General features: G+C 61.3%; 10 protein-coding genes. 9 read left to right on the plus strand and 1 reads right to left on the minus strand.

The genetic code is table 11. From position 1 onward, the window contains the following. Position 1 precedes the first annotated feature (1 nt). The 6 genes from I6E73_RS02835 (at position 2) to I6E73_RS02860 (ending at position 9,168) form a co-directional block, all read left to right on the plus strand. Positions 2-820: a PaaX family transcriptional regulator C-terminal domain-containing protein gene (locus I6E73_RS02835; RefSeq protein WP_197122980.1), complete on the plus strand. Its 819-nt coding sequence runs from the start codon at positions 2-4 to the stop codon at positions 818-820. 197 nt (positions 821-1,017) lie between these two features. Then, on the plus strand, positions 1,018-5,277 hold the full coding sequence (locus I6E73_RS02840) for an ExeM/NucH family extracellular endonuclease (RefSeq protein ID WP_197122982.1): 4,260 nt from the start codon (positions 1,018-1,020) through the stop codon (positions 5,275-5,277). A gap of 168 nt (positions 5,278-5,445) precedes the next feature. Beyond that, positions 5,446-6,384 carry a cysteine synthase A gene (gene cysK, locus I6E73_RS02845; RefSeq protein WP_197122984.1) on the plus strand — a complete coding sequence of 313 codons (939 nt, stop codon included), beginning with the start codon at positions 5,446-5,448 and terminating at the stop codon, positions 6,382-6,384. A 70-nt stretch (positions 6,385-6,454) separates the two neighbouring features. After that, positions 6,455-7,024 (plus strand): serine O-acetyltransferase, encoded by a 570-nt coding sequence (gene cysE / locus I6E73_RS02850; protein WP_197122986.1) that lies wholly within the window; start codon positions 6,455-6,457, stop codon positions 7,022-7,024. A gap of 114 nt (positions 7,025-7,138) precedes the next feature. Next, positions 7,139-8,110: an ABC transporter ATP-binding protein gene (locus I6E73_RS02855; RefSeq protein ID WP_197109384.1), complete on the plus strand. Its 972-nt coding sequence runs from the start codon at positions 7,139-7,141 to the stop codon at positions 8,108-8,110. Then, entirely contained in the window at positions 8,107-9,168 is a 1,062-nt protein-coding gene (locus tag I6E73_RS02860) for an ABC transporter permease (RefSeq protein WP_197122988.1), read from the plus strand. The genes I6E73_RS02855 and I6E73_RS02860 overlap by 4 nt, the downstream gene beginning before the upstream one ends. A 19-nt stretch (positions 9,169-9,187) precedes the next feature. Here the strand turns inward: I6E73_RS02860 and I6E73_RS02865 are convergent, their stop codons facing one another. Then, the gene (locus I6E73_RS02865) at positions 9,188-9,901 is read right to left on the minus strand and encodes a DUF981 domain-containing protein (RefSeq protein ID WP_231599634.1); all 714 of its coding nucleotides are present in this window, start codon (positions 9,899-9,901) and stop codon (positions 9,188-9,190) included. A 264-nt stretch (positions 9,902-10,165) separates the two neighbouring features. Here I6E73_RS02865 and I6E73_RS02870 point away from each other — a divergent pair, with 264 nt between their 5' ends. The 3 genes from I6E73_RS02870 (at position 10,166) to I6E73_RS02880 (ending at position 13,743) form a co-directional block, all read left to right on the plus strand. Then, the gene (locus tag I6E73_RS02870) at positions 10,166-11,497 is read left to right on the plus strand and encodes an ABC transporter substrate-binding protein (RefSeq protein WP_197122990.1); all 1,332 of its coding nucleotides are present in this window, start codon (positions 10,166-10,168) and stop codon (positions 11,495-11,497) included. Positions 11,498-11,644: 147 nt separating this feature from the next. Next, positions 11,645-12,778, plus strand: coding sequence for a carbohydrate ABC transporter permease (locus I6E73_RS02875; protein WP_197106597.1), 1,134 nt, complete (start codon positions 11,645-11,647; stop codon positions 12,776-12,778). Further along, positions 12,775-13,743 carry a carbohydrate ABC transporter permease gene (locus I6E73_RS02880; RefSeq protein WP_197122992.1) on the plus strand — a complete coding sequence of 323 codons (969 nt, stop codon included), beginning with the start codon at positions 12,775-12,777 and terminating at the stop codon, positions 13,741-13,743. Before I6E73_RS02875 ends, I6E73_RS02880 begins: the two co-directional genes overlap by 4 nt. Positions 13,744-13,762: the final 19 nt, after the last annotated feature.

Genomic DNA, 13,762 nt, shown 5'->3' on the forward strand with positions numbered 1-13,762 from the left:
CATGATTCTGGATGACTTCGACTCCCGCCCCGGGAGTGCAACAGCCCTGCTCCGCACCTTTGTGGGCTCGCAGCTGCGTCAGCTTGGCGGCTGGATCTCGTCGGCGCATCTCGTGCGCATCATGGAAGCGTTGGGAGTCTCTGCCAATGGCGCCCGCAGCGCCATTGCACGCGTTAAATCAAAGGGCCTGCTGGTGCCTGAAATGGTCGATGGCCAACAGGGCTACCGTGTGAACGCGGATGCCGTGCCGATGCTCGAGAGTGGCGATCGCCGTGTCTTCAGCTTTCGCCAGCAGCGCGAAGATGACCCGTGGTGTCTGATCTCGTTTTCGATCCCCGAATCACGCCGCGATGAACGCCACCAGCTTCGTCGCAGGCTCGGCTGGATCGGGTGCGGCACCGTCGCCACCGGGCTCTGGATTTGCCCGGCGCACCTCAAGCCAGAAGTGGTGCGCATTCTGGAACACCTCGAACTGAGTGAGTGCGCAACGCTGTTTATTGCGGGCCGGCCCGAGACGACTCAGTCGTTCGCGGATGCCGTAGCCCAGTGGTGGGACCTCGACCGCTTGCGTGAATTGCACGACAGTTTTCTGGCCCAGCACTCCGCCCTGGTGGGCCCGGCGTCGACCGATGCTGAAGCATTCGCGTGCTACATCCATGCTCTCGATCAGTGGCGTGTGATCCCGTACGTCGATCCGGGGTTGCCGGATTCTGCGTTGCCCGAGGATTGGCCGGGGCGAGCAAGCATCGACCTTTTCGGTCGACTTTCGCGTTCGTTGGCGGCGCGGGCGCACGCTTTTGTGCGCAACTCGGCCCAGTAACGGCGTCGCAGACCGACGCACGGAGCGGGTAGCTGGCCGAGTCGCGAGGCCGCACGCTTCGCACAATAACAACGGGTTACGCGCACATGAGCAATTCGTTTAAAACCTTGGAATGAGCTGTGGGCAGGGCTATCGTCTGACATACCCCCATTGGGGGTAGACCGTTGATTTCACAATTCATAAGGGGACTGCCCGCTATGTATCCACGAAGCAGCAGGCCAACGCGGCTCACGATCGGGGCTCTTGCCACGTCGTGCGCCATCGCGTTGACCGCGATCACCGCTCCGGCCGCCCTAGCGGCCGAAGCAACAGCAACTATTGCCGACGTTCAAGGCACTTCAGCCTCGAGCACCATGGTCGGCACCACCGTCACCGTCGAGGGTGTTGTCACCGCTGACTACCGTGGGGCCTCCGGCTACCGTGGCATTGTCATCCAGACTCCCGGATCGGGTGGGGCGAACGATGCTACGCCCGGCGCCTCCGACGGAATCTTCATCTTCCTGGGCAGTGCGAACCCCGCAGTGTCAATCGGAGACAAGGTCACCGCAACCGGCCCCGTCGCTGAATACTTCGGGCTGACCCAGCTCGGTTCGGGCACGGCCGTCGAACTCGTGACGGCCGCCGCCGACCTTGACCCGGCTGACCGTGTTGAGGCGTCCGCCCTCGATGCGAGCGTCGTCGGCAACGACCGCGAGCCTTTCGAGTCGATGCTCGTTGCCCCCACCGGTGACTACCTCGTCAGCTCGAGCCACCAGCTCTACAACTTCGGCACCCTCTGGCTCAGCCCAGAAGAGCTCGCCGTCAAGAGCACCGAGACTACGGATGCCGGAGCCGACGCCGACGCGATCGCCGCCGCCAACCGTGCCAGCCGCATCTTCCTCGATGATGGCTACAGCATCCAAATCTCTAACGGTTCTCACCCCGGTGAGCAGCCGTACTTCTCAGCAGACACTGTTGTGCGCAACGGTGACACTGTGGAGTTCCCGGCGAACCCGTACGTTCTGAGCTACGGCTTCGACGACTGGCGTTTGCAGCCGACCGTGGCGATCAACGATGCGAGCCCGGCGGAGTCCCTGCCCACGTTCGAGTCGACGAACCCGCGTGAAGAGTCGGCTCCTGTTGTGGGTGGAGACTTCAAGGTTTCGGCCTTCAACGTCTACAACTACTTCACGACGCTCACGAGTGAAGACTCGGATGCGCGTGGTGCAGATACTGCTGAAGAGTTCGCTGTTCAGCAGTCGAAGATCGTTGCGGCTATCAACTCGCTCGATGCGGATGTCATTGGTCTGATGGAGATCGAGAACTCCATCAAGCTGGGTGGCAACCTCGACGAAGCGCTCATGGATCTCGTCGGTGCGCTCAACGCCGCCGCCGGTGCCGGAACGTGGGATTACGTTCGCACGCCTGCAGCGCTGAACGATGCGGCCATCACGGACTTCATCACGAATGCGATCATCTTCAAGCCAGCAGCAGCCACTCCGGTGGGCGACAGCTTCACTGCCGTTGACGAGTCGGTCTGGGACATCGCGCGCGAGCCGATTGCTCAGACGTTCGAGTCGAACGGCGAGCTCATCACGGTGATTGCTAACCACTTCAAGTCAAAGGGTGGCTCGGGAGCCGTGCCAACTGACGGCCAGGGTTACTTCAACGTGGAACGCGTTGAGCAAGCCAATGCGGTCAAGGATCTCGTTGACTCGATCTCTGCTGACGAAGCGAAGAGCGACCAGGTTGTTCTCGTCGGTGACTTCAACGCCTACTCCGAAGAAGACCCGATTCAGGTCTTCACCGAGGCCGGCTACGTCGACACCCTCGCCGCCGAAGGTGACAACAAGTACACCTACACCTTCGATGGTGAACTGGGATCGCTTGACCACATCATCGTCTCGCCGTCGCTTGCCGATCACGTGACCGACGCTGCTGTCTGGAACATCAACTCGCCCGAGTGGGGCGATCGCGGCTACGCTTTCGGCGCCGCCGAAGCGGGAAGCGTGTTCCGCTCGAGCGACCATGACCCGATCAGCATTGGCCTCAGCACTGAGGCTGTGCCGGTTGAGATCGAGATCCTCACCACGAACGACTTCCACGGTCGTATCGAGGCAGATCGTGGCATCCCCGGTGCAGCTCAGCTCGGCGGAATGGTGAACTACTGGGAAGCCATGAACCCCAACACCACGTTCGTTGGTGCTGGTGACTTCGTCGGAGCCACGACATTCACCTCGTTCATCCAGAACGACCAGCCCACGATAGACGTGCTCAACGAAATCGGACTCGACACGAGTTCCTTCGGTAACCACGAATTCGATCAGGGTCGTGCCGATGTTGACGACCGCATCCTGGATGCCGCCGACTGGCCCTACCTCGCAGCGAACCTCTACGACCGGGATACCAACGCTCCGGCCTACGACGAGTACTTCCTGCAGGAGTTCGATGGCGTGACCGTCGGATTCATCGGTGCCGTTACTGAAGACCTCAACGAGTTGGTCAGCCCTGCTGGCATCGAGTCGCTCGAGATCCGCAGCATCGTGACTGAGGTTGACCGTGTTGCGGACTACCTCACCGATGGAAGTGACGCCAATGGCGAAGCAGACGTTCTCGTTCTGCTCGTTCACGAAGGTGCGGCATCCACCGACATCGCAGCATCGACTGACGACTCGGCCTTTGGCCAGATCGTGATGGGCCTGAGCCCGAAGGTCGAAGCGATCGTCTCGGGTCACACTCACCTCGCGTACGACCACGAGGTCACTGTTCCCGGCATGGACCGCCCTCGCTTGGTCGTTTCGGCCGGACAGTACGGAGCCAACTACGGCCACTTCGACCTCAACGTCGACCCAGCAACGAAGGAGATCCTCGACTTCGAGGCTGAGGTTCTGCCGATTGAGGGCTTCGAGCCGGATGCCGCTGTGCAGGCGATTGTCGACGAGGCTACGGCCGCGGCGGCTGAACTGGGCAACGCCAAGGTCGGAGAGATTTCCGACAGCATGTATCGCGCAGTGCAGACCCCGGTTGACGGAACCCCGTTCCCTGAGAACCGCGGTGGCGAGTCGACCATCGGCAACTTCGTCGCCGATGTTCAACTGTGGGCAGCATCCGATTCGGGCGCCGAGATCGCGTTCATGAACCCGGGCGGTTTGCGCACGGACCTCGTCTACGAAGCATCGGGTGCTGGCGACGGTGACGGTGAAGTGACGTACCGCGAGGCTGCGAACGTGCAGCCCTTCGGCAACACGCTCACGACGATGTCGCTGACCGGTGCTCAGATCAAGTCGGTCCTCGAAGAGCAGTGGCAACCCGCAGGTGCTCAGCGTCCGTTCCTCAAGCTCGGAGTTTCGGAAGGGTTGACGTACTCGTACGACCCCACCGCGGCTCAGGGTGAGCGAGTAACCGCGATGTACCTCAACGGTGTTCCGGTGGATGTTGCAGCCAGCTACACGGTGGTTGCTAACTCCTTCCTCGCGGCCGGTGGCGACAACTTCGCTACTCTCGCCGAGGGAACCGATCGCGCCGACAGCGGCCGCGTCGACCTGCAGTCCATGGTCGAGTGGTTCGAAGAGAACACGATCGCTGACCCGCCGCTCGAACAGCGCGCCATTGGTGCTGTTGTTTCAGCTCCGGATGCTGACGGCTACAACCCCGGAGATGACGTCACGCTCGACCTCTCGTCGCTCACCTTCAGCCGTGGCGGCTCAGACGCCACCACGGTCGAGGTTTCGGTTGATGGAGACGTGCTCGGTTCGGCAACGATCGACCGCACCATCGTCGACACCACGGATGAGCAGGGCCGCGCTAGCGTGACCGTTACGATCCCCGCCGGCGCACCTTCGGGCACGCTCGCGCTGACCGTCATGGTTCCGGGAACCGACACTGCGGTCGTAGTGCCCATCGAGGTCGCGACGACTGCTGAAGCCATCGAGAACACGAAGGCACCGAGCATCCGCGGCAAGGTCGAGGTTGGTAAGACAGTCAAGGCCGTGCACGGTAACTGGAGTGTGGCTTCGGCCGATTACAGCTACCAGTGGCTGCGCGACGGCGCACCGATTGCTGATGCGACCGACAGCCGCTACCGCATCACGACCGACGACATCGGAACCGAACTGAGCGTGCAGGTCACGGCCAGCAAGGATGGTTACTCGGATGGTGTTGCAGAATCGGACGCCCAATCGGTGGAGAAGATCTCCTCGAGTGTTCGCTCGAGCCTCTCCTCCTGGTTCGTGTGGGGCAACCGCTCCGTCACGGCGGATGCCAGCGTCTCGGTCGGCAAGGATGGCACGACCGCAGGCGAGGTGACCTTCTACGACGGTCGCACCGCTGTCGGCACGAGCACGGTAGACAAGCGCGGCAATGCCTCGCTGAAGCTGCCGAAGCTCAGCCGCGGCATCCACTGGATCTCGGTCGAGTACTCCGGTAACGACCTCGTGGAGTCCAGCACAAGCTGGCCGCGACTGGTCTTCGTCTTCTAGGCGAAAGCTGGCAGCTAGCTGCATAACGCGAAGAGGGCCCCGCACAACGCGGGGCCCTCTTTTCGTACTTTTACCCAGATTGATGAAATAAATTTGGCCTGCTGATTGCTACTAACTATGGTGAGCAAGCTCCCATCGATCTCCAACCTGCAAAGGAACCCCTGAATCATGGCTAGTCGTATCTATAAGAACATCACCGAACTTGTCGGTAACACCCCGTTGGTTCAGCTCAACTCCGTCACAGACGATGCTGGCGCTACGGTGCTGGCGAAGCTCGAATTCCAGAACCCCTCGGCCAGCGTGAAGGACCGCATCGGTGTTGCGATCATCGACGCCGCTGAGAAGGCCGGGGCCCTGAAGCCCGGCGGAACCATCGTTGAGGGCACCAGTGGCAACACCGGCATCGCCCTCGCCATGGTCGGCGCAGCCCGCGGTTACCGCGTTGTTCTCACCATGCCGGAGAGCATGAGCAAGGAACGCCGCATGTTACTTCGCGCGTTCGGTGCAGAACTCGTCTTGACCCCTGCCGGCGAAGGAATGCGTGGCGCCGTTGAGAAGGCTGCCGAAATCGTTGCTGCTACTGAAGGCGCCGTTGCCGCACAGCAGTTCGCAAACGCTGCAAACCCCGCTATTCACCGTGCAACCACGGGCCCAGAAATCTGGAATGACACCGACGGTGCCGTCGACATCTTCGTTGCGGGAATCGGAACCGGTGGAACGATCACGGGTGCTGGCGGTTACCTCAAGGAACAGAACCCTGAGATCAAGGTTGTCGCTGTTGAGCCCGAAGAGTCCGCGATCCTCAATGGTGGAGCTCCTGGCCCCCACAAGATTCAGGGAATCGGCGCCAACTTTGTGCCTGAGATTCTCGACCGCGATGTCTACGACGAGGTTCTCGACGTCAACATCACTCAGTCGGTCACGATGGCTCGTCGCCTCGCTGCCGAAGAGGGCATCCTCGCTGGTATCTCCTCGGGAGCAACCGTTCACGCGGCTCTCGAATTGGCCAAGCGCCCCGAGAACGCGGGAAAGACCATCGTTGTCATCATTGCGAGCTTCGGCGAGCGTTACCTGTCGACGCTTCTCTACGAAGACCTCGTCGACTAGGGGCTTGTCGACTAAGACCGAGTCACCTCAACTCAACGCCGCTAACCACCACTAACGACGGATCCCTCTATTGTTTGCTCGAACTCGTGAAGACATCGCTGCCGTGCGCGAACGCGACCCCGCAGCCCGTGGTGCCTTCGAGATTTGGCTCACCTATTCGGGGATGCACGCCGTGTGGGGTTACCGCTTTAGCCACTGGCTCTGGACTGCGCGGGCATTCTTTCTTGCCCGCGTAGTCTCCCAGTTTGTCCGCTTCTTGACCGGCGTTGAGATTCACCCTGGCGCTCAACTTGGTCGCCGCGTCATCATCGATCACGGCTCCGGAGTCGTCATTGGCGAGACCGCCATCGTGGGCGACGACGTCTTGATTTACCATGGTGTCACGCTGGGCGGCACGAGCTCACAGGGCGGCAAACGTCACCCCACGCTCGGCAACGACATTGTCGTGGGCGCTGGGGCTGCCGTTCTTGGCGACATTACGATCGGCTCCGGCTCGGTGGTCGGTGCTGGTGCTGTAGTGGTGGCGGATGCTCCCGCCGATTCGCTTCTCGTTGGGGCCCCCGCCGTGGCGCGCCCCAAGGGCCGCACTAAGGCCCCCAAAGACGGCTTCAACTACATCGATCCCGCGATCTACATCTAGTCACTCGGGCTCGGCGGAGAGCCTGTCGCGTTCAGGCGGCCTCACGTAGTGCCCCTTGAGCGCACCGTTCTCCCTGCACCCTCAGGGTCGGTTTCGTCAGTTATGCTCAGCATTATGACGTCAGTTGAGGCAGCGCCCATCGAGCCCGAACGAAGCGAACTAGCGCCCGGCGGGATCGTCGTCGAAAATGTCGCACGATCGTTTGGCGAAGTCCACGCGGTGCGCGACGCCAGTTTCGTCGCGACTCCCGGAACCGTCACCGGCCTCATCGGGCCCAATGGTTCCGGCAAGACCACGCTCATGCTCATGCTGGCATCCCTGCTTCAACCGGATGCCGGCAGCATCCGCATTGCCGGTCACGATCCCGTCACCGAGACGGCAGCGGTCCGCTCGCAGCTCGGCTGGATGCCTGATGTGCTCGGTTCGTGGCCCACGCTCAGCGTGCGCGATACTCTCAGCTACACCGCGCGCATGTACGCAATGGATAAGGCGGCCGCGGCCGCACGCGCAAGCGAACTCATTGCGCTCGTCGACCTCACCGAGCTTGCCGACAGCCCCACTCGCGTTCTTTCGCGCGGGCAGAAGCAGCGCCTGAGTCTCGCTCGCGCGCTCGTGCACGACCCCAGCGTCCTGCTGCTCGATGAACCCGCCTCGGGCCTCGATCCGGTTGCCCGCGGTCATTTGCGCACGCTTGTTCGCCGACTTGCTTCCGAAGGAAAAACGCTCCTCGTCTCCAGCCACGTGCTCTCGGAGCTCGACGAAATGGCCGATGGCGCGGTGTACCTGTCGAAGGGCGTCACGGCGTCCGCGGAGGCCTTGGCGCGCAGCCGCGCCACTGCTCGTCCCTGGCGCATCCGCTCGAGCGACGTCGTGGCCCTGCGCGCGGCACTCGTCGCGGAGGGAATCGAGGAGGCTGCGATAGCGACCGATCGCACGGAACTTCTTGTTGCGCTTGAGGGGGAGGCTGCGGCATCCACGCTACTTGCTCGACTGGTGGGTGCTGGCATTGCGATCAGCACTTTTGCCCCAGCGGTGGGCGACCTCGAACATGCCTTTATCGACCTGAGCTCGGAGGAAAGCAAATGAGCGCGTTCTTCGCCGGTGTCGGAGTAATTCTTTCGCTCGAACTGCGCCAGCGCGTGCGCACTACGAGCTGGTATATCTTGCTCGGTGTCTTCGTAGCGCTGATCCTCATGGTGACGGTGCTGTTGTCATTCGCGCTGAATGGCTTTGGCACCGACGACAATGGTGCTGCGGGGGTCTACTCCACCGTCATCTACTTCGTGCTGCTGCTCGGCACGCTGGTGGCGCCCGCCCTGAGCGGCAACGCCATCAATGGCGACCGGGATGCCGGAACTCTGGCAACCACGCAGGTGACACTCATCACAACCGGCCAACTAATTGTTGGCAAGTTTCTCTCGGCGTGGATCACGGCACTCGCGTTTTTGGTGGCCGCTATTCCGTTCCTCGTTTATGCGGCTATCGCCGGCCGGCTTCCGGCGAGCACTATCGTCGTGTCGATCGTGGTACTCGCGCTTGAACTGGGCGTCGTTGCTGCGGTCGGGGTGGGGCTTTCGGGCCTCATGTCACGACCGCTGTTCTCCATCGTGGTGACCTACTTGGTGGTCGCTGCTCTCAGCATCGGCACCATCATCGCGTTCACTCTTGGGGGGCTGGCGCTGCAGACGACAGCAACTCAGACCTCAAGCTACGCGCTTGAATACGACAGTGCAGGAGCGCCGACGGCGTGCTCGGCGCCCGAAGAGTATGAGTACCAGACGCCACGCTTCGACCTGTTCTGGGGCGCATTGGCGGCAAACCCGTACGTGATTCTGGCGGATGCCGTGCCGACAGCGTACGACTCGAACGATCAGCCGACTGACCTCTTCGGCTACTTCAAACTGTCGACTCGTATGGCCCAAATTCCACAGGACGCGGGGTACAGCTACGGCGAGTGCGTCGTTGGTGAGAGTGAGCAATACCCGGACGCCCCGAGTGCACGCAGCGTGATCGAATCCACGACTCCTAGCTGGGCCGTCGGGTTAGCGATTCACCTCGTCCTTGCGGGGGCGTTGCTTGCTGGGGCCTGGGCTCGCACCAAGACCCCAGCGGCAAAGCTGAGTCGCGGCAGCCGCATCGCTTAGGGAGACGGCTTTCGCGGCGTTAGCCCATCGTGTTGACGATGAGCCCAATGTGAGTGAAGAAGTTGAGTGCGCCGAAGAGGAGGAACGCGGTGCCGCCGAGAGCAAGAGCGACCCCGGTAACCCACTGAACCTTGGTCGGCGTGCTGCGAACCGCAAAGCTGCGGGTGGCGAACGGGAAGAGCAGTGCTCCGAGGCCTACGAGCGCAAAGAGGCCTGACATGAAGATCGCTTCGACCCAGGGCCATTCGGCGAAGGCGCCAGAGATGGGCTCCTCGGGAGGGGCGGCGAAGAGCTGGAAGATGACTCCGGCGAAAGCAATCGCGATGAGAGCGAGGCCGAGACCGAAGATGAGCACGCCAAGGGGTTCAGCAGTGCGGGCGACGGCGCGGGCGGCATCCTTGGATTCTTCGAGCACGGATGCGCGGCGCCAGAGTACGAAGCTCGCGGCGAGCAGCAGCACGCCGAAGGCCAGGCTCGGCTCGCCGAAGATGATGTTGTCGAAGGGGAAGTAGGCCGCGAAGGGCCAGGTCAGCGTCATGTGTGCGCCCGTGACGGTGAGGATCAGGCCCAGCACTCCGAAGTTCACGGCGTGACCGCGGAACTCCACGTCAGCTCCCGCCATGAGCTTGCGAGCAAACAACACGAGACTGAGCAGTCCCGCACCGGCGGCCACCGCCATGATCGTGTTGTAGGTGGGCATTTGTGTCCAGTCGATGACTAATCCTTGATCCATCTCGTCAGTCAACACCTCTCGGCAGCGATACTCAAATTTGCCTAAATCGCGTAGAGCTGCACCGTGATGGTGCACGGTCATGTCTCATTCGTGTTGCGGTAGACAACTCAGTTGCGCAAGCGCTTGCACAAACCGTTGATCGTCACCTAGCGTGAGTCATGAACACGCTCTCTTGAGCTGCAATGAGCGAGCGAGTTCAGAGCTGCAGTTGTTCCCCCCGCACGCTGCTCGGCCTGCGGGCAAACCTCGACGAGGAGGATTTGTATGATTTCCCACAACTTTCGACGGGCCATGCTGCCCATCGCCACTCTTGGCGTCGCAAGCATGGTTCTTACGGGCTGCGCCTCCGGTTCCGGCGGCACGGGTGGCCCCGGCGATTCTGGTGAAGCGGATGGCGTAGTCACCATCTATGGCACCATCGCTGACACCGAGGCTGAACTTCTCGAAGAATCCTGGGCGGACTGGGAAGAAGCGAATGACATCGACATTCAGTACGAATCGAGCAAAGAGTTCGAAGCGCAGATCAGCATCCGCGCTCAGGGCGGCAACGCACCTGACATCGCAATCTTCCCGCAGCCAGGTCTTCTCGCCGACCTCGCTTCGCGCGATTACATTCAGCCGGCGCCCGAGAGCGTTAAAGCCAATGTCGACGAGTACTGGTCTGCAGACTGGGCCGCGTATGCGACCACCGGTGACACCCTCTACGGTGCGCCGCTCATGGCCAGCGTCAAGGGCTTCGTCTGGTATTCGCCGTCAGACTTCGCAGACTGGGGCGTAGAAGTACCCGAGACCTGGGATGAACTTCTGGCCCTTACTCAGACCATTGCTGACGAAACCGGAACCGCACCGTGGTGTGCCGGGTTCGGTTCGGATGCCGCAACCGGTTGGCCAGGAACGGACTGGGTCGAAGACCTCGTGCTTCGCGAAGCGGGACCAGACGTCTACGACCAGTGGGTCTCGCACGAGATTCCGTTCAGCGATCCTGCGATCGTCTCGGCGTTCGACTCCGTCGGGGACATTCTCCTCAACCCTGAGTTCGTGAATGCTGGGTTCGGCGACGTGAAGTCGATCAACTCCACGCCGTTTGGTGACCCTGCTCGCGCGCTCGGCGACGGCACGTGTGCCCTCCACCACCAGGCATCCTTCTTCGACGGGTTCATTCAGGACCCCAAGAACGGAAACGCTACGGTCGGACCGGATGCTGACATCTGGGCCTTCGTGACGCCGTCTGCTGAAGCGGGTGGCAACGCAGTCACCGGTGGTGGCGAGATTGTCGGAGCCTTCTCCAACGATGAAGACACGATCGCTGTGCAGGAATACCTGTCGAGCGCGGAGTGGGCAAACTCTCGCGTGAAGCTGGGCGGTGTCATTAGCGCTAACAATGGCCTTGATCCGGCAAGCGCGAGCAGCCCCATCCTGCAGGAAGCCATCACGATTCTGCAGGACCCCGACACCACGTTCCGCTTCGATGCTTCCGACCTCATGCCGGGTGTTGTGGGTGCTGGATCGTTCTGGACCGGAATGGTCGACTGGGTCAACGGCAAGTCAACAGAAGACGTGCTCTCGACCATCGATGCATCATGGCCGTCTGAGTAACATCGTTCGACGGTGAGCGTGGGCTGGACCCTTGTGCTTCCAGCCCACGCTTACTGTTCTCCCACTCGGGCCGACTCCTCGGTAGAGTCGAAACAGCAGCAATGCCAGTGAAGTGAAGAGTCCAGTGATGCACTCGAAAGGTCGCTAATGTCAGCTTTTCTCGCGTGGATTTCCACGCTTCCCGCTCTCGCTCAAATACCGCTTGTGCTCCTGGCATTCTTCGCGGTGATCGCCCTGCTGATCTTCTTCATTGAGATCGCTCCACGCAGTGGCCGCAAGTACACGATCATCCGCGCCGTGGCGTGTGTGCTCATCCCCACCCTCATCTTCTTAGCGCTGGGTTCGGTGTACTGGGCAGCCGGCGCAGCAGCCGTCTTCGGGGGGCTCTTCTTCCTCCTCGACTACCGCTCTAAGCAGGGTGCTGGCTACCTCTTCCAGCTCGTCGGCTTCATGAGCCCGGCGATTTTCTTGCTCGCTATCGGACTCATTTACCCGACGATTCAGACCACGATCCAGGCCTTCATGAACAGCCGCGGAACACGTTTCGTTGGCCTCGAAAACTTCATCTGGATCTTCACTCAAGACACCGGCATCCGCACCGTTCTCAACACCGTCGTGTGGGTGCTGATTGTTCCCACGGTCTCTACGATTTTCGGCCTCGCCTATGCGGTCTTCATCGACAAGTCGCGCGGCGAGAAAGTTTTCAAAGTGCTCGTCTTCATGCCGATGGCTATCTCGTTCGTGGGCGCGAGCATCATCTGGCGCTTCGTGTACGCGGTGCGCCCGGCCGACCAAGAGCAGATCGGTTTGCTCAACCAGATTGTGGTCTGGATGGGCGGGCAACCGGTCGACTGGATCTCGAACTCTCCGTGGAACACCTTCTTTCTCATCGTCGTGCTGATCTGGATCCAGACCGGTTTCGCGATGGTGATTCTCTCGGCCGCGATCAAGGGTGTTCCCGCCGAGCAGCTTGAGGCTGCGGAACTCGACGGAACGAACGCGTGGCAGAGCTTTATCAATGTGACCGTGCCGGGCATCCGCAGCTCACTGGTTGTTGTGCTCACCACGATCTCGATTGCCTCGCTGAAAGTCTTCGACATTGTGCGCACGATGACTGCCGGCGCGAACGAAACGAGCGTGATCGCGAACGAAATGTACTCGCAGTGGCAAGGTTTTGAGGTCGGCAGGTCTGCCGCCTTCGCGGTCGTGCTGTTCGTGATGGTGCTGCCGATTGTTGTGTACAACGCGAGACAGATTGCTAAGCAGAGGGAGATCCGATGACCGCGACAGTGCCCGCGAAGCTTCCACTCGGCAAGAAAACCAAGAAGCAACTGGCCCGGGGCGAAAAGCAGTCAACCGCCAAGCGCACCAAGAAACGCCTCACGAGCCGTGGCGCGACGATCGCGGCGCTGGTAATCGCGGTGTTGTGGACGACGCCCACCTTCGGGCTCTTCGTCTCATCGCTGCGGCCGCCCGAGGAAATTCTGCGCAACGGTTGGTGGACGATCTTCCAGAACCCTGGCTTCACGCTCAACAACTACACTGAGGTATTGGCGGCGGGAAACAGCACGCTCAACCTCGCTGGCGCCTTCATCAACTCGATCGCCATTACCTTGCCGGCCACGATTTTCCCGCTCGTCATTGCGAGCCTGGCGGCCTACGCCTTCGCCTGGATCAAGTTCCCCGGCCGCAACTGGATGTTCATCGGCGTTTTCGCGCTGCAGATCGTTCCCCTGCAGATGGCGCTTGTTCCGCTACTGAGTCTGTTCTCCCGGGGACTTTCGATCGGTGACATCGAAATTTTCTCCAGCCTGAACGCGTCGAACTCGTACTCGCAAGTCTGGATTGCGCACACGATCTTCGCGCTGCCTCTGGCCATCTTCTTGCTGCACAACTTCGTCTCTGAGATTCCTTCCGAGCTCATCGAAGCGGCGAGAGTGGATGGCGCGGGGCACGGCCAAGTCTTCTTCCGCATCGTGCTTCCGCTCACGATGCCGGCCATTGCGTCGTTCGCGATCTTCCAGTTCTTGTGGGTCTGGAACGACCTCCTGGTGGCGCTGGTGTTTGCCGACGGACGAGTAGCGCCCATGACGAAACTCTTGGCAGAGATCACCGGTAGCCGGGGTCAAGACTGGAACCTGCTCACCGCCGGTGCCTTCATCTCGATCCTCGTGCCGCTCATCGTGTTCTTCGCGCTGCAGCGCTACTTCGTGCGCGGACTGCTCGCCGGATCGACGAAGGGGTAGCGCCAGTCGCACGGCCGAG

Source organism: Salinibacterium sp. SWN248 (genome assembly GCF_015864575.1).
Taxonomy (GTDB): domain Bacteria; phylum Actinomycetota; class Actinomycetes; order Actinomycetales; family Microbacteriaceae; genus Rhodoglobus.

What these genes read in the sequence shown, in the direction of transcription:
- I6E73_RS02840 (WP_197122982.1), top strand. Translation starts at nt 1,018, where the DNA reads ATGTATCCACGAAGCAGCAGGCCAACGCGGCTCACGATCGGGGCTCTT.
- I6E73_RS02880 (WP_197122992.1), top strand. Translation starts at nt 12,775, where the DNA reads ATGACCGCGACAGTGCCCGCGAAGCTTCCACTCGGCAAGAAAACCAAG.
- I6E73_RS02855 (WP_197109384.1), top strand. Translation starts at nt 7,139, where the DNA reads ATGACGTCAGTTGAGGCAGCGCCCATCGAGCCCGAACGAAGCGAACTA.
- cysK (WP_197122984.1), top strand. Translation starts at nt 5,446, where the DNA reads ATGGCTAGTCGTATCTATAAGAACATCACCGAACTTGTCGGTAACACC.
- I6E73_RS02860 (WP_197122988.1), top strand. Translation starts at nt 8,107, where the DNA reads ATGAGCGCGTTCTTCGCCGGTGTCGGAGTAATTCTTTCGCTCGAACTG.
- I6E73_RS02875 (WP_197106597.1), top strand. Translation starts at nt 11,645, where the DNA reads ATGTCAGCTTTTCTCGCGTGGATTTCCACGCTTCCCGCTCTCGCTCAA.
- I6E73_RS02835 (WP_197122980.1), top strand. Translation starts at nt 2, where the DNA reads ATGATTCTGGATGACTTCGACTCCCGCCCCGGGAGTGCAACAGCCCTG.
- I6E73_RS02870 (WP_197122990.1), top strand. Translation starts at nt 10,166, where the DNA reads ATGATTTCCCACAACTTTCGACGGGCCATGCTGCCCATCGCCACTCTT.
- I6E73_RS02865 (WP_231599634.1), bottom strand. Translation starts at nt 9,901, where the DNA reads ATGGATCAAGGATTAGTCATCGACTGGACACAAATGCCCACCTACAAC.